At 68.3% G+C, this 22481-nt stretch carries 23 protein-coding genes and 1 riboswitch; of the genes, 11 read left to right on the plus strand and 12 right to left on the minus strand.

Going from position 1 to position 22481, the window contains the following annotated elements; all coding sequences use genetic code 11:
* Positions 1 to 73 precede the first annotated feature (73 nt).
* A complete protein-coding gene (locus INQ48_04470) occupies positions 74 to 871 on the minus strand; it encodes an SDR family oxidoreductase (protein QRF58511.1) in 798 nt (265 codons plus the stop codon).
* A 63-nt stretch (positions 872 to 934) separates the two neighbouring features.
* Here INQ48_04470 and INQ48_04475 point away from each other — a divergent pair, with 63 nt between their 5' ends.
* The gene (locus INQ48_04475; GenBank protein ID QRF58512.1) at positions 935 to 1762 is read left to right on the plus strand and encodes a creatininase family protein; all 828 of its coding nucleotides are present in this window, start codon (positions 935 to 937) and stop codon (positions 1760 to 1762) included.
* 16 nt (positions 1763 to 1778) lie between these two features.
* Here the strand turns inward: INQ48_04475 and INQ48_04480 are convergent, their stop codons facing one another.
* The 10 genes from INQ48_04480 to INQ48_04525 all read right to left on the minus strand — a co-directional run bounded on the left by INQ48_04480 (position 1779) and on the right by INQ48_04525 (position 10060).
* Entirely contained in the window at positions 1779 to 2744 is a 966-nt protein-coding gene (locus INQ48_04480; protein QRF58513.1) for a threonine dehydratase, read from the minus strand.
* 5 nt (positions 2745 to 2749) lie between these two features.
* Positions 2750 to 3382 carry a LysE family translocator gene (locus INQ48_04485; protein ID QRF58514.1) on the minus strand — a complete coding sequence of 211 codons (633 nt, stop codon included), beginning with the start codon at positions 3380 to 3382 and terminating at the stop codon, positions 2750 to 2752.
* A gap of 1 nt (position 3383) precedes the next feature.
* On the minus strand, positions 3384 to 4076 hold the full coding sequence (locus tag INQ48_04490) for a VOC family protein (GenBank protein QRF58515.1): 693 nt from the start codon (positions 4074 to 4076) through the stop codon (positions 3384 to 3386).
* 14 nt (positions 4077 to 4090) lie between these two features.
* A complete protein-coding gene (locus tag INQ48_04495) occupies positions 4091 to 5035 on the minus strand; it encodes a PhzF family phenazine biosynthesis protein (protein QRF58516.1) in 945 nt (314 codons plus the stop codon).
* Between the two features lie 3 nt (positions 5036 to 5038).
* Positions 5039 to 5680: a glutathione S-transferase gene (locus tag INQ48_04500; GenBank protein QRF58517.1), complete on the minus strand. Its 642-nt coding sequence runs from the start codon at positions 5678 to 5680 to the stop codon at positions 5039 to 5041.
* 40 nt (positions 5681 to 5720) lie between these two features.
* Entirely contained in the window at positions 5721 to 6554 is an 834-nt protein-coding gene (locus INQ48_04505) for a PhzF family phenazine biosynthesis protein (GenBank protein ID QRF58518.1), read from the minus strand.
* An 11-nt stretch (positions 6555 to 6565) separates the two neighbouring features.
* The gene (locus INQ48_04510) at positions 6566 to 7204 is read right to left on the minus strand and encodes a LysE family translocator (GenBank protein ID QRF58519.1); all 639 of its coding nucleotides are present in this window, start codon (positions 7202 to 7204) and stop codon (positions 6566 to 6568) included.
* A 25-nt stretch (positions 7205 to 7229) separates the two neighbouring features.
* Positions 7230 to 8432: a PLP-dependent aminotransferase family protein gene (locus tag INQ48_04515; GenBank protein QRF58520.1), complete on the minus strand. Its 1203-nt coding sequence runs from the start codon at positions 8430 to 8432 to the stop codon at positions 7230 to 7232.
* Between the two features lie 76 nt (positions 8433 to 8508).
* Positions 8509 to 9453, minus strand: a complete 945-nt coding sequence (locus tag INQ48_04520; GenBank protein QRF58521.1) for a DMT family transporter — start codon at positions 9451 to 9453, stop codon at positions 8509 to 8511.
* A 7-nt stretch (positions 9454 to 9460) separates the two neighbouring features.
* Positions 9461 to 10060, minus strand: coding sequence for a LysE family translocator (locus tag INQ48_04525; protein QRF58522.1), 600 nt, complete (start codon positions 10058 to 10060; stop codon positions 9461 to 9463).
* A 100-nt stretch (positions 10061 to 10160) separates the two neighbouring features.
* On the opposite strand from INQ48_04525, the gene INQ48_04530 reads away from it, so the two are divergent.
* The 3 genes from INQ48_04530 to INQ48_04540 all read left to right on the plus strand — a co-directional run bounded on the left by INQ48_04530 (position 10161) and on the right by INQ48_04540 (position 13767).
* A complete protein-coding gene (locus INQ48_04530; GenBank protein QRF58523.1) occupies positions 10161 to 11603 on the plus strand; it encodes a PLP-dependent aminotransferase family protein in 1443 nt (480 codons plus the stop codon).
* A gap of 69 nt (positions 11604 to 11672) precedes the next feature.
* Complete coding sequence (locus INQ48_04535; protein ID QRF58524.1) at positions 11673 to 12446, plus strand: hypothetical protein; 774 nt, start codon at positions 11673 to 11675, stop codon at positions 12444 to 12446.
* A gap of 40 nt (positions 12447 to 12486) precedes the next feature.
* Positions 12487 to 13767, plus strand: a complete 1281-nt coding sequence (locus INQ48_04540; protein ID QRF58525.1) for an FIST C-terminal domain-containing protein — start codon at positions 12487 to 12489, stop codon at positions 13765 to 13767.
* A gap of 148 nt (positions 13768 to 13915) precedes the next feature.
* Here the strand turns inward: INQ48_04540 and INQ48_04545 are convergent, their stop codons facing one another.
* Positions 13916 to 15223, minus strand: a complete 1308-nt coding sequence (locus INQ48_04545; protein QRF58526.1) for a D-amino acid dehydrogenase — start codon at positions 15221 to 15223, stop codon at positions 13916 to 13918.
* Positions 15224 to 15311: 88 nt separating this feature from the next.
* Positions 15312 to 15430: riboswitch (glycine riboswitch) on the minus strand.
* A gap of 252 nt (positions 15431 to 15682) precedes the next feature.
* Between INQ48_04545 and rfbB the strand changes: the two genes are divergently transcribed.
* From rfbB to INQ48_04580, 7 genes are all read left to right on the plus strand, one after another.
* Positions 15683 to 16753 carry a dTDP-glucose 4,6-dehydratase gene (gene rfbB / locus INQ48_04550; GenBank protein ID QRF58527.1) on the plus strand — a complete coding sequence of 357 codons (1071 nt, stop codon included), beginning with the start codon at positions 15683 to 15685 and terminating at the stop codon, positions 16751 to 16753.
* Positions 16750 to 17640: a dTDP-4-dehydrorhamnose reductase gene (gene rfbD / locus INQ48_04555; protein QRF58528.1), complete on the plus strand. Its 891-nt coding sequence runs from the start codon at positions 16750 to 16752 to the stop codon at positions 17638 to 17640. The genes rfbB and rfbD overlap by 4 nt, the downstream gene beginning before the upstream one ends.
* 23 nt (positions 17641 to 17663) lie before the next feature.
* A complete protein-coding gene (rfbA, locus tag INQ48_04560; protein ID QRF58529.1) occupies positions 17664 to 18551 on the plus strand; it encodes a glucose-1-phosphate thymidylyltransferase RfbA in 888 nt (295 codons plus the stop codon).
* A complete protein-coding gene (gene rfbC, locus INQ48_04565; protein ID QRF58530.1) occupies positions 18548 to 19096 on the plus strand; it encodes a dTDP-4-dehydrorhamnose 3,5-epimerase in 549 nt (182 codons plus the stop codon). The genes rfbA and rfbC overlap by 4 nt, the downstream gene beginning before the upstream one ends.
* 188 nt (positions 19097 to 19284) lie before the next feature.
* Positions 19285 to 20910 (plus strand): glycosyltransferase family 61 protein, encoded by a 1626-nt coding sequence (locus tag INQ48_04570; protein ID QRF58531.1) that lies wholly within the window; start codon positions 19285 to 19287, stop codon positions 20908 to 20910.
* Positions 20911 to 20929: 19 nt separating this feature from the next.
* Entirely contained in the window at positions 20930 to 21367 is a 438-nt protein-coding gene (locus INQ48_04575; GenBank protein ID QRF58532.1) for a WxcM-like domain-containing protein, read from the plus strand.
* 3 nt (positions 21368 to 21370) lie between these two features.
* A complete protein-coding gene (locus INQ48_04580) occupies positions 21371 to 22471 on the plus strand; it encodes a DegT/DnrJ/EryC1/StrS family aminotransferase (GenBank protein ID QRF58533.1) in 1101 nt (366 codons plus the stop codon).
* Positions 22472 to 22481 lie beyond the last annotated feature (10 nt).

Here is a 22481-nt window from a genome sequence, read left to right on the forward strand (position 1 = left end):
GGGCGAGACCCGGTCAACAGCCTCAAGAAGAAGAGCAGAGCCAAGAAAAACCTCAGCCCAAATAAAACGCCACTCAAATCATCGGCGTAACCGCCCCATCCATCGCCACAATCGCCCCCGTCACATAACTAGCCTTCCCCGAAGCCAGAAACAGCACCGTATTCGCCACTTCTTCCGGCGTAGCAATCCGCCCCAGCGGCAGCCGCGCAGTAGCCCGCTTCAGCGCCTCGTCGGTATCGATACCCTGCAACTTCGCATCCGCCTTCATCCCTTCAGCCAGCCGCGCAGTCAGCGTAAGTCCAGGATTCACCGCATTCACGCGCACCCCCTTGGCGGCATAAGCGGCAGCCATCCCCGCACTGACCAGCATCAGCGCCGCATTGGCGGCACCACCGGCCATGTGCACGGGGCTCGCGACCTTGCCGCCCTGCCCGATGACATTGACGATGGCCCCGCTGCCGCGCTGCCCCATGCGCTTGACCACCGGGTCGATCATGTGGATGTAGCTGAAGTACTTCGCGTCCATCGCGTCGTGCCAGGCGGCGGGCGTGAGGTCGTCGGGCGGGGTGCGGCGCGCGGCGCCGGCCGAGTTGACGAGCACGTCGACGGGGCCGAAGGCCTGTTCGGCGGCGTCGAGCGCGGCCAGGGCGGCCGACGGGTCCTTGAGGTCGGCGGCATGCAGCGAGACGCGGCCCTCGGCCTGCGCGTGGGCCGCGAGCAGCTCCTGGCGGCCCTGTTCGAGGTTGGCCGGATCGCGCGACACCAGGCTCACGCGCGCGCCCTCGCGCAGGAAGCCGAGCGCGCAGGCCAGGCCGATGCCCTTGCTGCCGCCGGTGATGAGTACGTGGCGGTCCTGGAGTTCGAGATCCATGAAGGTGTCCTTGGGTTGGTTGGCGAAGTCGCGTGGATTGAATCACCGCTCTAAGATCGCCGGATGAACGCTCCCACGGTATCCCTGCCCCGCTTCTGGTCACAGCTGTCCACGCGCGACTTCGCCGCGCTCGATGTGGCAGCCACGGTGGCGGTGCTGCCGCTGGGCGCCACCGAGCAGCACGGGCCGCACCTGCCCCTCGGGGTCGACACGGTGCTGGCCGACGGCATCGTCGCGGCGGCGCTGCCGCTGCTGCCGGCCGAGCTGCCGGTGCTGTTCCTGCCGACCCAGCAGATCGGCCTGAGCCCCGAGCACGCGCGCTTCGCGGGCACGCTCACGCTGTCGGCCGAGACGCTGATCCGCATGTGGAGCGAGATCGGCGCCGGGGTGGCGCGCGCCGGGGTGAAGAAGCTGGTGCTGTTCAACGCGCATGGCGGCCACGTGGGCGCGATGGACATCGTGGCGCGCGAGCTGCGCGCCGCGCACGGGCTGATCGTCTATTCCGCGAGCTGGTTCAACCTGCCGCTGGGCGAGGCGGGCGCCCGATTCAGCGCGCACGAGCACCGCTTCGGCGTGCATGCGGGCGAGATCGAGACCTCGATGATGCTGGCGCTCGCGCCGCAGCTGGTGCGCATGGACGCGGCACAGGATTTCCGCTCCAGCTCGGAGCAGCGCGCGGCCGACTACGCGATCCTCGGCAACGGCAGGAGCGCGAAGCTGGGCTGGGCGATCGAGGACTACAACGCGCAGGGCGCGGCGGGCAATGCGGCGGCCGCCACGGCGCCGGCGGGCCAGGCGGTCGTCGATGCCGCGGCGGCGCAGCTCGCGCTGCTGCTGGCCGAGGTGTCGCGCCTGCCCTTGAGCACCGCGAACACCGGTCCGCTGCCCTGAAGCGAGCTGCGGCCGCTCAGGCCCTCGCCAGCACCTCGGCGAACATGCCCGAGTCGACGTTGCCGCCCGTCAGGCTGATGCCCACCGTCTTGCCGCGCCAGCGTTCCCGCTGCTGAAGCGCGCCGGCGAGCGCGGCGGCGCCCGCGCCCTCGGCCACGTTGTGGGTGTCGCTGAAGAGGATGCGCATCGCCTCGCCGACCTCCTCGTCGCTGACCGCGATCACGTCTTCGGCCTCGCGCAGCAGCACCTCGAGCGACTCGGGCACCGGCACGCGGCAGGCCATGCCGTCGGCCAGGCGCGTGCTGACCGGCGACTCGACCGGGCTGCGCGCGCGGAACGAATCAAGGTAGGCCGTGGCATGGGCCGACACCACGCCGACGATCTTGGTGGCGACGCCGCAGTGCGCGCGCGCCGCGGCCGCGCCCGCGAAGCCCGAGCCCAGGCCGATGGGCACGAACAGCACGTCGGGCGGCGCGTGCTCGAGCGCCTCGAAGAACTCGACGTAGGCGGTCGACACGCCGCGCACCAGCTCGCGATGGAACGAGGGCACGCGGTGCAAGCCGTCGCGCTCGGCCAGCACGGCCGCATGCTCGGACGCGGCCTGGAAGTCCTCGCCGTGCTCGACCAGCTCGACGCCGAGCGCGCGCATGGCGGCGTTCTTCTCGACCGAGTTGCCATGCGGCACCACGATGGTCGCGGCCAGGCCGTGGCGGCGCGCCGCGAAGCCCAGCGACTGGCCATGGTTGCCGCGCGTGGCGCTGATCACGTGGCGCGCCTCGGGCTGTTCGCGCGCCAGCGTCTCGAAGTAGGTCAGGCCGCCGCGGATCTTGAAGGCGCCGACCGGCGTGTGGTTCTCGTGCTTGGCCCAGAGCTTCGCGCCCAGGCGCCGTTCGAGCAGCGGCCAGGCGTACTGCGGCGTGGGCGGCATCGCCGCGTGCACGGTGGCGAGCGCGGCTTCCATTTCTTCGCGGGTGAATCGCATGGGGGTCACTTTCTTTCGGTCAGCGCCACGCGCACCGCCAGCGCGGCCAGCACGCTGCCCATCACGTAGCGCTGCGCGCGCAGCCAGCCTTCGCTCTTCGACAGCACGGCCGTGATGCTCGCGGCGCCGACGATCATGGTCGTGTTGACCACGGCGCTGCTGGCCATCTGCGCGGCGCCGAGCTGCAGGCTCTGCAGCAGCACCGAGCCGCGCTCGGGATGGATGAACTGCGGAAAGAACGAGAGATAGAACATCGCCACCTTCGGGTTCAGCAGGTTGGTGAGGAAGCCCATGCGGAACAGCTTGCCCGGCGGGTCGGCCGGCAGCGCGCGGGCCTCGAAGGGCGCGGCGCCGCCGGGGCGCACCGCCTGCCATGCGAGCCACATCAGGTAGGCCGCGCCCGCGAAGCGGATCGCGTCGAAGGCCAGCGGCACCGCGAGCAGCAGCGCCGTGAGCCCGAGCGCGGCCGCGCACAGGTGCACCAGGAAGGCCATCAGCACGCCGCCCAGCGAGATCAGCCCGGCGCGGCGGCCCTGGATCAGGGTGCGCGAGACGCAATAGATCATGTTCGGCCCGGGCGTGAGCGCGAGCAGCAGCGAGGCGAGGGCGAACCAGGCGATTTCGGTCAGGGTCAGCATGTCAGAGTCCTCGGGATTCCAGGGTGACGGGGCCGCGCGGCGTGTCGAACACGGCCACGAGGTTCGGTGGGCCGGCATCGACCTGCAGCGCGCGCAGGCCGATGGCCGAGAGCGCGGCCGACAGCGCCGGCGCGCGCGGATGGGTGGCATGCAGCGAGCGCAGCGCGAGGCCCGAGGCCGGCATGGCGTCGACCGGATGCACCGGGCCCCACTGGATCAGCGTGGGCAGCGCGCCGTAGAACAGCCGCTGGCCGTCGTCGCGCACCGCGATCTGCCATTCGAGCCGGCCGGCCGCGGTGTCGCGCGAGGCCTCGAGCAACTGGCCGCGGTCGATCTGCGCATGCTCCTCGCGCGCCAGGGCCTGGATGGCGGCGCGCGCATCGGGCACGCGCGCCACGAAGTGGATCAGCCGCGGGCCGTGCTGCGCGAGCCCGGCCTGCAGTTCGGCATCGTCGAGATCGAACCAGCGGCGCGTGTTCGGGCGCGACGGCGCCTGGCCCGGTTCGATCGCGATGATCTCGGCGTAGGCGCGCGGATAGGCCTCGCTCGCGACGTTCAGCAGCCGGTTGTGCGTGCCCATCAGCGGATGCGCGCCGCCGGGCGCGGGCACCACGCCCAGCGTGGCCTCGCACCAGGCCACGCCCTCGGCCAGCGAGGCGGCGGCGATCACGAGGTGGTCGACTTCGGCATGCATGGCGGTGCCTCCGTTCAGAGCGCGACGCGGCCGTCGACGCAGGTCACGGCATCGCCGCCGACCCAGATCCGGCCCTCGGCATCGCGCTCGATGTGGACGCGGCCCGCGCGGCCCAGGCATTGGCCCTGCGCCGCCAGGTAGCGCGCGGGCATGTGGCCGTCGGCGATCAGCCATTCGGCCAGGCCCGCGTTGAGGCTGCCGGTGACCGGGTCTTCCTGCACGCCGATCGGCTCGGCGAAGGCGCGCACCTCGAGGTCGATCTTCGCGCCGTCGTCCAGCGGCACGGCGGGGCGGTTGCCGAAGGCGCGCGCCTCGCGGTTCGAGCGGCCGATCAGGAGCGAGGTGTCGTGCACCGAGGGCACGCCGGCCACGCCGGCCTTCACGCCCAGTTCCTTCAGCGCGCGATGGTCGGGCGCGAGCGCGAGCACCGCGTCGGCATCCTCGAGCAGCAGGCCGAACCAGACCGGGCCGTTGTCGAGCACCTGCGCGGCGATCACCTGCTGCGCCTTCAGGCCCAGCGCGCCGGCCACCTTGGCCAGCAGCGCGGGGCTCGGCGCGCTGCGCTTGAGCGGCGGCGCCGCGAAGGCCAGCCGCGTGCCCTCGCGCCGCAGCGGCACCAGGCCGGCGCCGCACTGCTGCACCACCTGGCCGGGGGCCTTGGGCTTGCCGCCGGCCTGCAGCCAGGCATGGCAGCTGCCGATGGTGGGATGGCCCGCGAACGGCAGCTCGCCGCCGGGCGTGAAGATGCGCACCCGGTAGTCGGCCGCGGGGTCGGTGGGCGGCAGCAGGAAGGTGGTTTCGGACAGGTTGGTCCACTGCGCGAAGCGCAGCATGGCCGCATCGTCGAGCTCGCTGCCATCGATCACCACGGCCAGCGGGTTGCCGAAGTAGGGATGGGCGGTGAAGACGTCGACTTGCTTGAAAAGCCTGTCCTGAGCTTGTCGAAGGGGGTTTTTCATTGCTTACTCGAGAGGGAGATCGAGCACGCCGCGCGCGCCCGGACGGATGAGCAGGTCGTTGAACCAGCGCTCGACATTCGGCCAGCCGGGCCGGCGGTATTCGGCGGCCGGCAGGTTGAACCAGCGGTGCGCCTCGCAGCCGATCGGGATGTCGGCCATCGTGAAGCGCTCGCCGGCGATGTAGGGATGGCGCGCGAGGTGGGCGTCGAGCAGGCCGAACAGCGCTTCGCTCTCGCGCACCGAGGCCTCGATCAGCACCGGCTGGCGTTCGGCCGGCGGCGTGCGCACCCATTGCACGAAGGCATCGCGGCTCGCGCGGTTGAGCGTGGTCTGCTGCCAGTCCATCCAGCGCTCGGCGTCGAAGCGCGCGGGCAGGTCGGCCGGGTAGAAGGCGCCGTGCGAGTACTTGGCGCAGAGGTAGCGCACGATCACGTTCGATTCCCAGAGCACCACGCGCTCCGCGCCCTCGCCGTCGTCGATGGTGGGCACCATGGCGTTGGGATTCAGTGCCAGGTACTCGTCGGTCTGCACCACGCCGAAGCGGCCACCGGCCTCGGTGCGCTGGAAGTCCAGCCCGAGTTCCTGTGCGCACCACACCACCTTGCGCACGTTGATCGAGCTGATGCGGCCCCAGATGTTGAGCATGTCGTCGTCTTTCCTTGAAGCTTGTGTGTTCGTGTTCGGGTCAGTCCCGCATGATGCGCGCGGTGCCCGAGACGCGGATCGAGCTGCCGGGCGCGGCCGGGATGCCGGCATGCAGGCGCGACAGCATGCCCATGTCCTCGCCCTGCACCACGTCGATCGCGCCGCCGTGCGGCCAGCCGATATCGCGCAGGTAGCCGGCCAGCGCGGCGGTGGCGGCGCCGGTCGCGGGGTCTTCGTAAATGCCGCCGGAGGCGAAGGGATTGCGCGTGTGGAAGCGCTGTGCGCTCTCGGCATGCAGCAGCACGATGGTCGTGAGATCGAAGCGGGCCATCAGCGCGCGGCCGGCCTCGAGCTCGTAGTGCATCGCCGCCAGCGCCGCGCGGCTCTCGAGCGCCAGCACCAGGTGATCGGCGCCCGCATGGGCGACGGCCGGCGGAATGCGCGCATCGAGCGCGGCCGCGTCGAGCCCGAACAGTTCCAGCGCCGCCGACAGCAGGGCCGGCACGGCGGCGGCGCTGCGCGTGGGCGGCGACTGCAGCGCGGCCTCGACGGTGGCGCCGTTGCGGCGGCCCTCGACCGTGATCCGCGCCTGGTTCAGCGTGAGCGGAAACACGCCGTCGCCGTGCTGCAGCGCGAGCGCCGCGCCGAGCGCGATCGTCGCGTGGCCGCAGAACGGCACTTCGGACTGCGGCGCGAAGTAGCGCACGCGCCAGCCGTCGCCGGCGCGCGCGGCGAAGGCGGTTTCCGAGAAGCCCACGTCGGCGGCGATGCGCTGCATCCGGGCCTCGGGCGGCAGGGCCTCGGCGATGACGACGCCGGCGGGATTGCCGCCTTGCTCGCCATCCGAGAAGGCCGCGATCTTCAGGACATTCATGGGGGACCTCTTCAGCGCGGCACGGGCCGGTCGAGGAACAGCAGGCGCACCGCGAGCGCCAGCATCACGGTGGCGAGCAGGCCGCGCTGGAACTTCTCGGCGCCGGGGCGGCGCTGCAGCCAGCGGCCGACCTGTCCGCTGCAGGCACCCAGCAGGGTGTTGAAGCCCAGCGCCGCCAGCGACAGCACGACGCCGAGCTGCACCAGCTGCAGCGGCACGCTGCCGCGCGCGGGATCGACGAACTGCGGCAGGAACACCATGAAGAACAGCAGCGCCTTCGGATTGACCAGGTTGTTCAACAGGGCCATGCGCACGATGCGGCCGAAGCCGGCCGGCCGCGCCTGCGCGCCGAGCCGCAGGCCGCCGCCGCTGCGCAGCGCCTGCACGGCGAGCCACAGCAGGTACAGCGCGCCGGCATAGCGCAGCAGGTCGAAGGACGGCGGCCAGGCGGCCACCAGCGCGGTCACGCCGGTGGCGGCGAACAGCGTGTGCACCAGGTCGGCGGCCGAGATCCCGAGCGCCGCCGCGAAGCCGCCGCGCGGGCCATGGGCCACGCCGTGCGAGAGCACGAAAGCCATGTTCGGGCCCGGCGACAGGAACAGCGCCAGCACCGCGAGCAGGAACAGCGAGAGGGTCGTGAGGCCGATCAAGGCTGGCTCCGGTGGCTGCGCGCGCTCAGATCTGCGCGGCCGCGAGCTGCTTGTCGCCGGCCAGCGCGAGTTCCTCGCGCACCGTCTGCGCCAGCGCGGCGATCGCGGTGTCGATCTCCTCGACGCTCGCGGTCACGAACGACAGCCGCAGCGTGCGCGCGTCGCCTTCGCCGGCATAGAAGGGCGCGCCGGGCACGAAGGCCACGTTGCGCTCGACCGCCTTGGGCAGCAGGGTCACGGTGTCGATGCCCTCGGGCAGGCGCGCCCACAGGAACATGCCGCCCTTGGGCGCGTTGAACTTCACGTCCAGGCCGGCCATCTCGCGCGTGAGTGCCGCGCTCATCGCATCGCGCTGGCGCTTGTAGAGCGCGCGGATGGTGGGCACGTGGCGCTCGAGGAAGTTGTCCTTCATCACGGCCGACACCATGCGCTGCGTGAAGATCGGCGTGTGCAGGTCGACCGCCTGCTTGGCCTGCAGCAGCTTCGGGTAGATGGACTTGGGCGCCACCAGGAAGCCCAGGCGCAGGCCCGGCGCCAGCACCTTCGAGAACGAGCCCAGGTAGATCACGCCCTCGGGGTTGCGCGCGGCCAGCGGCAGCGGCGGGGCTTCGTCGAACCAGAGCTCGCCGTAGGGGTTGTCCTCGACGATCGGCAGGCCGGCCTCGGCGGCGGCGGCCGACACGGCGGCGCGGCGCTCCTCGGTCATGGTGCGGCCGGTGGGGTTCTGGAAATTGGGCAGCAGGTAGATGAAGCGCGCGTCCTTGGCCTTGGCGACCAGGTCCTCGACGATCACACCGTCGTCGTCGCTGGCCACGCCCACGGGGTTGGGCTCCATCGGGCCGAAGGCCTGCAGCGCGCCGAGGTAGGTCGGCGTCTCGACCAGCACCTTGCTGCCCGGGTCGATCAGCACCTTGGCGACCAGGTCGAGGCCCTGCTGCGAGCCGGTGGTGATCAGCACCTGCGAGGGATCGACGTTCCACGGCAGCATGTCGGCCACGGCCTGGCGCAGCGGCGCGAAGCCCTCGCTGGCGGCGTACTGCAGCGCGGCCTGGCCGTCGTTGTGCAGCACCTCGGCGCAGGCGTCGGCGAAGGCCTGGATCGGGAAGGTCTTGGGCGAGGGCAGGCCGCCGGCCAGGCTGATGATGCCGGGGCGCTCGGTGACCTTGAGGATTTCACGCAGCACCGACGGGTTCATCTTGGCGGCGCGGGCGGCGAGTTTCCAGTTCATGGGAGTCTTCTTTCTGACGGTGAGGGGCGATGCGAACGAACGGGGTGCGGATGCGAGGGTAAGACGGTGGGCGCGATCAGTCCACGGCGCCGACCGGCGCGCGCAGGGTCGGTGCGGCGGGCGCCGGCGGCTGCGACAGCCGCTTGCCGACCACCACCGTGGCCACCACCGCGGCCGCGAAGCCCAGCGTGACCACGTCGAGCGGCTCGCCCAAGAGCGGGATCGACACCATGATCGACAGGAAGGGCTGCAGCAGCTGCGTCTGGCTCACGCGCAGCGCGCCGCCGAGGGCCAGGCCGCGGTACCAGGCGAAGAAGCCGATCCACATCGAGAACATGCCGACGTAGACGAAGCCCAGCCAGGAGGCGGTGGCGATCGGCTGCGTGGGCCACAGCACGAGCGTGGCCGGCAGGGTGAGCGGCAGCGCCATCACGCAGACCCAGCAGATCACGCGCTCGGCGCCGAGCGCGGGCGTGACCTGCGCGCCGTAGATGTAGCCGAAGGAGGCGGCGATCACGGCGCCGACCAGCAGCAGGTCGGCCCATTCGAAGCCGAAACCGTGACCGTTCTGGCTCGCGCGCACCAGCGAGAACACCACCACCAGCAGGCTGCCCGCGACGGCGCAGAGCCAGAAGCCGAGCCGCGCGCGCTGGTGCAGCACCCAGGCCGCGACCGCGGCCGTGACCAGCGGCAGCAGCGCCGTCACCACCGCCGCATGGCTGGCCGTGACCACGCGCAGCGCATAGGCCAGCAGCAGCGGAAAGCCGATGCAGTTGCCGAGCACCGCGATACCCAGCGGCCTCCACTGGTGGGGCGCCGGCCGCGGCGAGCGCGTGACCAGCAGGAACACGGCCGACAGCAGGCCCGCGAGCGCGGCCCGGCCGAGCGTGACGAACCACGGCGAGAGCTGCGGCTGCGCCTGCGTGCCGGTGGCCAGCCGCGTCATCGGCAGCGTGACCGCGAACAGCGCCACGCCGATCACGCCGAGCCACATGCCGAGGGTTTCGTCCTTGATCTTCATGGCGGCCCTAGACGCGCAGCATCCACCAGGCGGTGAGCACCAGCACGGCGGCCATCGCGCGGTTGAACCAGGCCAGGCGCTTGCCCTTCGACAGCCAGTCGCGCAGCAGCGCGCCGGCCAGCGCATAGGTGAAGTTGCTCGCGAAGGCGTAGATCAGCATCACCGGCGCGACGATCGCGAAGCGGTGCAGCGGCTCGGCCTGGCCCGCGATCCAGCCGGCGACCAGCGTGAGCGCCAGCAGCCAGGCCTTGATGTTGAGGAACTGCAGCATCACGCCCTGCACGAAGCCGACCGACAGGTTCGCGTCGTCGGCGCGGCCCAGCGTGGTGCTGGTGCCGAGCTTGAACGCAAGGTACAGCAGGTAGGCGATGCCCAGCGCCTTGATCGCCCAGCGCAGCGCGGGCGCCGCCATCACCAGCGCGCCCAGGCCGGCCGCGCACAGCGCGAGCAGCAGCGTCCAGCCCACCGGCACCGCGACCACGAAGCGCATCGCGCGCGGCAGGCCGCCGTTGGCCGCGAGGGTGGTCGACAGCGTGGTGTTGGGGCCGGGCGAGAAGCTCATCGCCGTGGCCAGCACCAGCAGCGCGGTGAATTCTTGCCAGTTCATGACACACACTCTAAACTTTGGACCATTACAGTTCCAGTACAGATGGCCGTACACACAGTCAATCTGTATCGGGCTTGCGTACAACACAGATCGAACGTCGATGCTGACACGAACCTCGTCCCAGTCGCTGACCGCCCAGTTGGCCGATCGCCTGGCCGAACGCATCCGCAACCGGCTGCTGCTGCCGGGCGCGCGCCTGCCCTCGGTGCGCGAATGCGCGCGCCAGCAGGGCGTGAGCCCCTACACCGTGGTGGCGGCCTACGACCAGCTGCTGGCGCTCGGGCTGGTGGAGGCGCGGCGCCAGCGCGGCTTCTTCGTACGCGATTCGGGCCGCGATCCTGCGCGCGACCCGGCCCAGCCGCCCGGCGACCCGCTGCAGGTCAGCGCGATGTCGATGGTCACGCAGATGATGGCCTCGCGCACGCCGGCCGACGCCAGCTCGCTGATCCGCAGCATGTTCCACCGCCCGAGCGACAAGCCGCAGCCCGGCATGGGCGTGTTCCCGCCCGACTGGCTCGATTCCTCGTTCATGCCGACGGCGGTGCGGCGCATGACCAGCACCGCGATGCTGCAGGAACTGTCGCTGCAGTACGGCGAGCCCGCGGGCGACGCGGCGCTGCGGCGCAGCCTGTCGCAGAAGCTGGTGGGCATCAACGTGCCGGCCGCGCCCGACCAGATCGTGACCACCATCGGCGCCACCCATGCGCTGGACATCGTGAGCCGCACCATGCTGCGCGCCGGCGATCCGGTGATGGTCGAGGAGCCCGGCTGGGCCCTGGAGTTCGCGCGGCTCGAGGCGCTGGGCATGCGCATCCTGCCGGTGCCGCGCCGCGCCGACGGGCCCGACCTCGACGTGATGGCGCAGTACTGCGCGCTGCACAGCCCCAAGCTGTTCGTCAGCGTGAGCGTGCTGCACAACCCGACCGGCTACAGCCTGTCGCCCAACAGCGCGCACCGCGTGCTGAAGCTGGCCAACGAGCACGACTTCCACATCGTCGAGGACGACACCTACAGCCATCTCGCGCCCGAGCACGCGACCCGGCTCAGCGCGCTCGACGGGCTGCAGCGCACCATCTACGTCAGCGGCTTCGCGAAGATCCTCGCGCCCAACTGGCGCATCGGCTTCCTGGCCGCCTCGCCCGCGCTCAAGGAGCGGCTGCTCGAGACCAAGCTGCTGGCCACCCTGACCTCGCCCGCGCTGTTCGAGCGGGCGCTCTCGTGGTGCATCGACCAGGGCCAGCTGCGGCGCCATTCGGAGCGCGTGCGCATCCGGCTGGAGGGCGCCCGCGCGCGCGCCGCCAAGCTGGTGCTGGCGCACGGCTGCACCTTCGCGTCCGAGCCCGCGGGGCTGTTCGGCTGGGTCGACACCGGCGTCGACACCGACGTGCTGACCCAGCGCATGCTCGACCAGGGCTACCTGCTGGCGCCGGGCTCGCTGTTCCATGCGCGCCGGCCGCCGACCACGCTGATGCGCATCAACTTCGCGAGCTCGCAGGACGCGAGCTTCTGGAAGGTCTTCGCCAGGACGCGCGACGAGCTTTGAGCCGGGCGAGGCGGGCCCTGCCTTGGAGTAAGCTGGCAGCACAACACCCGCCCGACCGGAGACCGCCGCATGAACAAAGCCAGCCAACCCTTCGATTTCAGCCAGTTCGTACCCGGCTTCGACTTCCTCAAGAACCTCGCGGCCGGCGCGACCGGCGCCGGTTCCGTGCCCGGCATCCCGAGCCTGGCGAGCTGGGTGGCGCCCACCATGAGCGTCGAGGAGGTCGACAAGCGCATCCAGGAACTCAAGACGGTGCAGTACTGGCTCGAGCAGAACGGCCATGCGCTCAAGGCCACGATCCAGGCGCTCGAGGTGCAGAAGATGACGCTGTCCACCCTGCGCGGCATGAACGTGCGCATGGAGGACCTCGCGGGCGCGTTCACGCGGCAGGCGAACGCGGCGGCCGCGGCGGTCAGCCCGGCGCCGGCAGTCGCGCCGGCCGCGGCGCCCGAACCGGAGGTCGAGCTCGAGGACGAAGAGGAGCTCGACGAAGAGGAGGAAGAGGAAGAGGAAGAGGCACCCCCGCCGCGCCGCAAGGCCAGGCCGGCCGCCAAGGCCTCCTCCGATGCCGCCGCCGGCGGCGCGGTCGACCCGCTCAAGTGGTGGGGTTCGCTGACCGAACAGTTCCAGCAGATCGCGAGCACCGCGCTGCAGGACGCGGCCCAGCTCAAGATGCCCGCCGTGACCCAGCCGCTGGCCGACGCCGTCGACAAGGCCATGGGAACCCCGAGCGCCTCGCGCAAGTCCACCCCCCGCAAGGCCTCGACCGCCGCCAAGCGACCGGCGGCGAAGAAGCCGGCCGCGGCGCCCGCGGCCCGCAAGCGAACGGGCGGCCGACGCTGAGCCCCCTTGTCCTGAACATCGAATGAAGCAGGTTGGCACGATGAAGTTGTTTCCCTCCGGTCACGCCACCCATCCGCAATGGCGCATGGCGGCCGGCCTCGTGCTGGCCCAGCTGCGCGCGCAGATGGCGTTGCCCGACTACGCCTCGGCACCCACGCTCGGGCTGCTCTACATCACCGACCACTATGCGGTCGACGCGCGGGAGATCCTCGACCACCTGAGCGCCGAGCTGCCCGAGGTGACCGACTGGGCCGGCACCGTGGGCGTCGGCGTGTCGGCCAACAATGCCGAGTACTTCGACGAGCCCGGCCTGAGCCTGATGCTCTGCGCGCTGCCGAGCGACCAGTACCGCGTGTTCTCGGGCGTGGCGCCGCTCGCCAGCTCCGAGATGAGCGGCTTCGAGGCCCACACGGCGCTGGTGCATGCCGATCCCGCCACCCCCGACCTGACCGAGCTCATCGGCGAGATGGCCGGGCGTACCGACACCGGCTACCTGTTCGGCGGCCTCTCCTCGGGCCGCGGCGGCGCGCTGCAGTTCGCGGTCGGCGGCAACGGCAACATCCGCGGCCAGGGCGCGGCCGGCGGCGTGTTCTCGGGCGGCCTGTCGGGCGTGGTGTTCGGCGAGGGCGTGCGGCTGGTGTCGCGCGTCACGCAGGGCTGCCAGCCGCTGCGCTCGGGCAGCGCGCGCGAGCGCGAGATCACCGAGGCCGACGGCAACCTCGTGCTGCAGCTCGACGGCGAGCCCGCGCTCGACGTGCTGCTGGCCGACCTGCAGGTCTCGCTCGAGCGGCCGCAGGAAGCCATCGAGGCCGTGCGCGCCACCCTGGTGGGCCTGGTCGATGCCGGCAGCGACGGCATCCGCCGCACCGGCGACCTCGGCGCCGACGTGCTGGTGCGCCACATCATCGGCCTCGACCCCACGCGCCGCGGCATCGCGATCGCCGACGTGGCCGAGGCCGGCATGCGCCTGAGCTTCTGCCGCCGCAACGCCCAGGCCGCGCGCGCCGACCTGATGCGCATCTGCGCCGAGATCCGCGAGGAGCTCGAGCCCGAGGAACAGACCCTGGCCACCGCGCGCGCCGTCGCCGCCGGCGAGGCCGAGGCGGCGCCGCATCCCGCGCGGCGCATCGCCGGTGCCGTCTACGTGAGCTGCTCGGGCCGCGGCGGCCCGCATTTCGGCGCACCCGGCGCCGAACTGCAGATCGTGCGCCATGCGCTGGGCGACGTGCCGCTGGTCGGCTTCTTCGCCGCGGGCGAGATCGCAAGGCACCACGTGTATGGCTACACGGGGGTGCTGACGGTGTTCACGGCGGACGACTGAAATCGGGATCGGACAGCCGAACGCGGAAGGAAGACCAAGCAGCGCGGAAGTCGCGAAGAAAACCATCAAGAATTCTTCTTGACGGTTTCTTCCGCGTCCTTCGCGAAACCTTCGCGTCCTCTGCGTGCGGCAGTCCGCTTTCCGGGCCTCAGCTCAACGCGGGCCGTGCCATTCCGGTCACGGGCCTGGGCAGCCCCGTGAACGCGAAATCCACCTCCGGCGCCAGCCCGCTCACGATGCGCGCGATCGACTTGCCCGAGCCGCAGGCATGGGTCCAGCCGAGCGTGCCGTGTCCGGTGTTGAGGTAGAGGTTCGCGAGTTTCGTGCGGCCGATCAGCGGCACGTTGCTCGGCGTGGCCGGGCGCAGGCCGGTCCAGAACTGGGCCTGGGCGGTGTCGCCGGCGCCGGGGAACAACTGCTCGACGCGGCGCACGATGGCTTCGCAGCGCACGCGGTTGAGGTCGCGGTCGTAGCCGTTGAGCTCGGCCGTGCCGGCGATGCGCATGCGGTCGCCCGATTCCGAGGTGTAGCGCGAGAACACCAGCTTGTATTCGTCGTCGGTCAGCGAGACCTGGTAGGCCTTGCTCGCGTCCTTCACCGGCAGCGTGACCGAATAGCCCTTGGCCGGATAGATCGGCAGCCGGATGCCCAGCGGCGCCGCCAGCAGCGGGCTCAGCGAGCCCATCGCCATCACGAAGGCATCGCCGCGGATGCGCTGGAAGCGGCCCTCGGCGTCGGTGGCCTCGACGTGGTCGATCGCGCCGCCCGCCTCGCGCAGCGCGGTGATGGTGTGGCTCATCAGGAACTTCACGCCGGCCTCGGCCGCGCGCTTCGCGAGTTCGCGCGCGAAGCGGTTGGCGTCGCCCGATTCGTCCTCGGCCGTGTAGGTGGCGCCGGCCAGTTGCGGGCGGATGTGGGCCAGCGCGGGCTCGAGCTTCACGGCCTCGTCGGCCGAGATCACCTGGCGCTCGCAGCCCAGCGCGCGCATCTGCTCGGCGGGCGCGAGGGCGCCGTCGAACTCCTTTTGCGTCGTGTAGAAGTGCAGGATGCCCTGCGTGCGCTCGTCGTAGCGGATGCCGGCGTCGCGGCGCAGCTGCTGCAAGGTGTCGCGGCTGTAGGTGCCCAGGCGCACGATCTGCTCGATGTTGTGGCGCGTGCGCGCGGGCGTGCACTCGCGCAGGAACTGCAGGCCCCAGAGCCACTGGCGCATGTCGGCGCGGATGCGGAACAGCAGCGGGGCGTCTTCCTTGCCCAGCCATTGCAGCACCTTGAGCGGCGCGCTGGGATTGGCCCAGGGCTCGGCATGGCTCACCGAGATCTGGCCGCCGTTGGCGAAGCTGGTTTCGGCGGCCGGGGTGGCCTGGCGGTCGATCACGGTCACGTCGTGGCCGAGTTGCTGGAGGTAGTAGGCCGAGGTCACGCCGAGCAGGCCGGCGCCCAATACGATCACGCGCATTTCAAGTACCTTTCGAGGTCGAAGCGCTTGAACGGCGTGAAGGTTGTGCTACTGAAAAGATAGCGCGCAACCGGACGACCGTCCAATTGCCGCTCCCCCTGTCCTCGGTACCTGAGAGTTTCATCCGTTGCACCTCGCAACGGACTTGCTCCTTCGGCGCAGCACGGCCGCGATGGGCGTTTGTGCTGGCTCTCCAGACGGCGTTTCAGTGGTTGCAGTACAGGCCCCGCGCGAAGCGTGGAGCCGACCTGAGCGTTTATGGGAGTTTGCGCCTTCGGTGGGGCTGCCTGCGCGATGCATGCGGCCCGCTCTCCTGCAATGGGTGGCGATTGTAGGCGCGCCGCACACACCCGCCAACCGGAGGATTCGGCCTTGCGCACGGGTGGGATAATTCACGCCCGGCCGCGCCCGCGCGGCTTCGACCCAACAACTCAGCAATCACACAGCACAGGGGACCCCATGATCCTGGTTACCGGCGGCGCCGGCTTCATCGGCGCCAATTTCGTCCTCGACTGGATCGCCCAAGGCGACGAACCGGTCGTCAACCTCGACAAGCTCACCTACGCCGGCAATCTCGAGACCCTGGCCTCGCTCAAGGACGATCCGCGCCACATCTTCGTCCAGGGCGACATCGGCGACAGCGCGCTGCTCGACCGCCTGCTGGCCGAGCACAAGCCGCGCGCGGTGGTCAATTTCGCGGCCGAATCGCACGTGGACCGTTCGATCCACGGCCCCGAGGATTTCGTGCAGACCAACGTGCTCGGCACCTTCCGCCTGCTCGAGTCGGTGCGCGGTCACTGGAACGCCCTGCCTGCCGACCAGAAGGCGGCCTTCCGCTTCCTGCACGTGTCGACCGACGAGGTCTACGGCTCGCTCTCGAAGACCGACCCGGCCTTCACCGAGGAGAACAAGTACGAGCCCAACAGCCCGTACTCGGCCAGCAAGGCCGCCAGCGACCACCTCGTGCGCGCCTGGCACCACACCTACGGCCTGCCGGTGCTCACCACCAACTGCTCGAACAACTACGGCCCCTTCCATTTCCCCGAGAAGCTGATCCCGCTGATGATCGTCAACGCGCTGGCCGGCAAGCCGCTGCCCGTGTATGGCGACGGCATGCAGGTGCGCGACTGGCTCTACGTCAAGGACCACTGCAGCGCCATCCGCCGCGTGCTCGAGGCCGGCCGGCTCGGCGAGACCTACAACGTGGGCGGCTGGAACGAGAAGCCGAACATCGAGATCGTGAAGACCGTCTGCGCGCTGCTCGACGAACTGCGCCCGCGCGCCGACGGCAAGGGCTACGCCGAGCAGATCGCCTACGTGACCGACCGCCCCGGCCACGACCGCCGTTACGCCATCGACGCGCGCAAGCTCGAGCGCGAGCTCGGCTGGAAGCCGGCCGAGACCTTCGACACCGGCATCCGCAAGACGGTCGAGTGGTACCTCGCCAACGGCGACTGGGTGCGCAACGTGCAAAGCGGCGCCTACCGCGCCTGGGTCGAGAAGCAGTACGACGCGAAGGCCCCCGCATGAAGCTGCTGCTGCTGGGCAAGGGCGGACAGGTCGGCTGGGAACTGCAGCGCAGCCTCGCGCCGCTGGGCGAGCTGGTCGCGCTCGATTTCGACAGCACCGATTTCCACGCCGACTTCAGCCGGCCCGAGCAACTGGCCGATACCGTGCGGCAGGTGCGCCCCGACGTGATCGTCAATGCCGCCGCCCACACCGCCGTCGACAAGGCGGAGAGCGAGCCCGAGTTCGCGCGCAAGCTCAACGCCACCTCGCCCGGCGTGGTGGCGCAGGCCGCGCAGGAGATCGGCGCGCTGATGGTCCACTACTCGACCGACTACGTCTTCGACGGCAGCGGCAGCAAGCCCTGGAAGGAAGACGATGCGACCGGGCCGCTGAGCGTTTACGGCAGCACCAAGCTCGAAGGCGAGCGACTGGTGGCGCGGCACTGCGCGAAGCACCTGATCTTTCGCACCAGCTGGGTCTATGCGGCGCGCGGCGGCAACTTCGCCAAGACCATGCTGCGGCTGGCCAAGGAGCGCGACAAGCTGACCGTCATCGACGACCAGTTCGGCGCCCCCACCGGTGCGGAACTGCTGGCGGACGTCACGGCGCATGCGATTCGCGCGACGCTGCAGGATCCGTCGAAGGCCGGGCTCTATCACGCGATCGCGGGTGGCGAGACCAACTGGTACGACTACGCGCGCTATGTGCTCGAACTCGCGCAGCAGGCCGGCGTCGAGCTCAAGGCCGGGCCGCAGCAGGTCGAGGCGGTGCCAACCAGCGCCTTTCCCACGCCGGCCACGCGGCCGCACAACTCGCGCCTCGATACGAGCAAGCTGCAGGCCGCCTTTGGCCTGGTGCTTCCGCCGTGGCGAAACGGCGTCGCGCGCATGCTGCGCGAAATTCTCTGATTCACAGGAAAGCAGAACCCCCCATGACGCAACGCAAAGGCATCATCCTCGCCGGCGGTTCCGGCACCCGGTTGCACCCGGCAACGCTCGCCATGAGCAAGCAACTGCTGCCGGTGTACGACAAGCCGATGATCTATTACCCGCTCAGCACGTTGATGCTCGGTGGCATGCGAGACATTCTCATCATCAGCACGCCGCAGGACACGCCGCGCTTTCAGCAATTGCTGGGCGACGGCAGCCAGTGGGGCATCAACCTGCAGTACGCGGTGCAGCCGAGTCCCGATGGGTTGGCGCAGGCCTTCATCATCGGAGAGAAGTTCCTGGGCAACGCGTCGAGCGCTCTCGTGCTGGGCGACAACATCTTTTACGGGCACGATTTCGCACAGTTGCTTGGAAATGCCGATGCGCATGCGACCGGTGCGACGGTCTTCGCGTACCACGTGCAGGATCCGGAGCGCTATGGCGTGGTCGCATTCGATGCCCAGGGAAAGGCCAGCGACATCGAGGAAAAGCCGGCCAAGCCCAAGAGCAACTACGCGGTCACGGGTCTCTACTTCTACGACAACCAGGTCGTCGACATCGCCAAGGCCGTCAAGCCCAGCGCGCGCGGCGAACTAGAGATCACCGCGGTCAACCAGGCCTACCTCGACCTCGGCCAGCTCAACGTTCAGATCATGCAGCGCGGCTACGCGTGGCTGGACACCGGTACCCACGAAAGCCTGCTTGAGGCGGGACAGTTCATCGCAACGCTCGAGCATCGCCAGGGGCTGAAGATCGCATGTCCCGAAGAGATCTCGTGGCGCCACGGCTTCATCGACGACGAGCAATTGGCAAAGCTGGCAGCGCCGCTGCAGAAGAACGGGTACGGCAAGTATCTCAGTCGCCTGCTGACCGAAGGAGCGCAACCATGAAGGTGACCGAGACGGCCATCAAGGACGTTTTGCTGATCGAGCCGAAGGTGTTCGGCGATGCGCGCGGGTTCTTCTTCGAAAGCTTCAATCAAAAGGCGTTCGACGAGGCTGTAGGCCAGCATGTCGAGTTCGTTCAAGACAATCACTCGCGATCGGCGAAGGGCGTCCTGCGCGGGCTTCACTACCAGGTCCGACAGCCGCAAGGCAAGCTCGTGCGCGTGGTGCGCGGCGCTGTGTTCGATGTCGCTGTCGACATTCGTCGTTCTTCGCCGACATTCGGCCAATGGGTGGGCAGCGTACTTTCGGAAGAAAACCAGACGCAGATGTGGGTGCCTGCGGGCCTCGCGCACGGGTTTCTGGTGTTGAGCGATTCCGCCGATTTTCTCTACAAGACCACCGACTACTACGCGCCGACGCATGAGCGTTGCATTGCATGGAACGATGAAACCCTGGCCATCGGATGGCCCGAGATCGGAATGGCGCCCTTGCTGTCCGCCAAGGATGCGGCGGCGCCCAGTTTTGCCATGGCCGAACTGCCGGGATAGGCGTCGGCAGACGGAGTTTCGATTTTCAGGGGTTGCCGAATCGGGTTCGGCGGCGCACCAGGCATTTCCAATAAAAAAAGCCAAGCAACGATGAGACCACCTATCGACCTTGCGGACTCGGCCGCATGCGCGGGATTGTGTACGGAGATATTCGCAAACGAATTCGGCAGCGTGAAGGCTGCAAAGTCGTGAGAAGCACTTCGACTCAGGAAAAGAAAGCTACTCTGCTTGCGGCCGCCAAGGGGGCCATCCGCAGGCGGATTCCGCGCAAGCGGCCGTCCTTGTCCGAGCTTTTCGACGCCGATTGGTACCGCAAGGGATTTCAAGCGAATGAGGTGATCGGCAACCCCTGGGAGCATTTCCTCGACGGCGGCTTTCTGAAGGGCAATCCCAACCGAATGTTCGATACCAGCTGGTATCTGGACCGCCATCCGGAGCTGCGTGCCACGCGGAGCAATCCGCTGCAGCACTACCTGGAAATCGGAGAACGGGCGGGCGAGTCACCCAGTGAGCGATTCGATCCGCAATGGTATCTGGATGAGTATCCGGACGTGGCTGCCGCCAATTTGAGCCCCTTGTTGCACTACCTGAAATTCGGCGCGACTGAAGGGCGCCTCCCGCAGCGGCTCGCGCATTTCGACTCCGTGATGGCGCTGTCTGGGTTCTTGGCAGGCCTGCCGCCTTCTTTTTTGTCGCGACCCTGCTCCGTGGATCTGCAGGTCAGTTCGGTTTATTCGCTTGCATCGGCGGGAATAGGTGCTGCCCGTATTTTTCACGAGGCGCCTGGAAATTTTTGCGAAGGCGTCGACGGTGCACCCGAGTATCCGAAAAATGCATTCGTCGCCGAAATCGATGATTCGATCGCGATTGCGGGAACGCGTTATCTGATCGGGCCTGGCGAAGATGTGTTGCATGACGAAAACGCGCATTTCCTCGAAAAAGAAGATGCCGCCATCAAATATTCGAAGGCAACGCGATCTCCGGTTCTTGGCCACTTGAATATCGAAATCACTGCGCGTCAGTCGGCATGGGTCGCGTCTGGACTCAATATCATGCATGAATATGAAAACAATTATTTTCATTTCATCGCAGAAACAATTCCGAGGATGATTCTTGCGGAGGAGGCTGGCGTCCCTCCGAATATCCCGTTTCTTTCGACCGACGGCCTTCATCCAAATATCAAGAAGCTGTTCGAGCTTGCCAATGTGGCAGGGCGACCTATCATCGAATTGGAAAAAGGTACCTTGTACCGGGTCAAGCGGATGTATTACCCATCGGACTTGACATCTGTCGTCGATGCGTACAAGGGGGGCTGGATGGCGCGCCAGACCGGGCTGGACGTCGGGCGCATCCGAAAGGGCGTAGATCGCTTGCGGAGCGCCTTTCCTGCCGAAACCTCCGCCGGAAAACGAAAGATCTTCGCGGCCCGTGATGGCAACTACCGCAGGCTGCTGAACCAGGAAAGCATCGAGAAGCGTATCTCGGATATCGGGTTCGAAGTCCTTCGGGCGGAGAAACTGGATGTCGAGTCGCAAATTCGAATATTCCAGGAAGCGGAAATCATCGTGGGACCCACGGGTGCGCAGATGACCAATCTGGTCTGGTGCCGCCCGGGTGTCCACGTCATCGTTCTAGCCTCCGATCATCCGAGTCATCAGCTTTATTTCTGGCAACTGCTCGGCAGGGTTTCCGGCGCTACGGTGACGATTTTGCAAGGCCCGAGGGCCTACGCACGAGACGATCTTTACAGCGTGCACGATGATTATCATGTGGATGAAGATGCGGTCATTGCCGCGGCTTTGAATATGACATAAAAAAACAAAAGGGCCTACCATGAAAGAAGTAATAAACCCTCGGCATTCGTTGAGCAATGCCGTCGAACTGCTTGATCTGGAGCGATTGAGCGACCCTCGAGGCAATCTGACCTTCGTTGAAGGCGGCCGGCACATCCCCTTCGACGTCAAGCGGGTCTATTACCTTTACGACGTACCCGCCGGGGAATCTCGAGGCGGCCACGCCCACCATGAGTTGCAGCAATTGATCATTGCGGTAGCCGGAAGTTTCGACGTCGTCCTGGACAACGGATTTGAAAGAAAGACGATCACCTGCAATCGGCCGTTCCAGGGGATTTTCATGAAATCCCTGGTGTGGCGGGAGTTGGAGAATTTTTCTTCCGGCGCCGTTTGTCTGGTTCTTGCTTCCATGCGATACGAGGAATCGGATTACATCCGAAATTACGAAGATTTTATTTCTGTGGCGCGCAAAGGGTAAATTATGATTCCGTTTTTCGATATTCATGCCGGCCATGCCGAATTGGCGAACGAATTCACCGAGGCTTTTTCGAGGGTCATGACCAGTGGTCACGTCATCATGGGGCCGGAAGTCAGCGCCTTTGAAAAGGAATTTGCCACCTATTGCGGCGCCAAGCATTGCATTGGCGTGGGCAACGGCCTTGACGCGTTGGCGTTGACGCTGCGTGCGCGCGGCATCGGACCCGGCGACGAGGTGCTGGTGCCCTCGCAGACCTTCATCGCCTCGTGGCTGGGCGTCTCCATGGTGGGCGCAACGCCCGTGCCGGTCGAGATCGATCCGGCCACGTACCTGATCGACCCGGCGCGAATCAAGGAAAAGCTGACGAGCAAGACCAAGGCCATCATGCCTGTCCATCTGTACGGCCTTCCCGCCGCGATGGACAAGATCAACGAGATCGCCCGCCCACTGGGCATCTTCGTTCTCGAAGATGCGGCACAGGCGCACGGTGCGACCCATCACGGTAAGCGGACCGGCACGCTGGGAAATGCGGCCGCCTTCAGCTTCTATCCCACCAAGAACCTGGGCGCCATGGGCGATGCGGGCGCGGTGGTGACCGACGACGACCAGTTGGCCGCCGACCTGCGCATGCTGCGCAACTACGGCTCCACCCAGAAGTACATCCATGAAGTCGCCGGCGTGAACTCACGCCTGGACGAACTGCAGGCCGCCTTGTTGCGCACGAAGATCGGGCGGCTCGATGCGTGGAACGACAAGCGCCGAGCCTTGGCCGCGCGATATTCCGAGGGCCTGAAGGGCGTGGGCGACTTGCGCGTCCCCTTCGTGCCCGCGGACAGCACGCACGTGTTCCACCTCTACGTGGTCAGCACCCAGCGTCGCGCCGAGCTGTCGGCCCACCTCACGGCAGCGGGTGTACAGACGCTGGTTCACTATCCCATCGCGCCCCACATGCAGGGCGCTTACGCCGGACTCGGCCTGCCGGCCGACAGCCTGCCGCTGGGCACCGCCGCCGCCAACGAGACCCTGTCGCTTCCCATCTGGCCGCAAATGAAGCCCGAGCAGGTCGATACGGTGGTGGGCCACATCCGCGGCTTCTTCGCCTGAGCCGGGTTCG

The sequence above is a fragment of the Variovorax paradoxus genome, from assembly GCA_016806145.1.
GTDB lineage: Bacteria > Pseudomonadota > Gammaproteobacteria > Burkholderiales > Burkholderiaceae_C > Variovorax.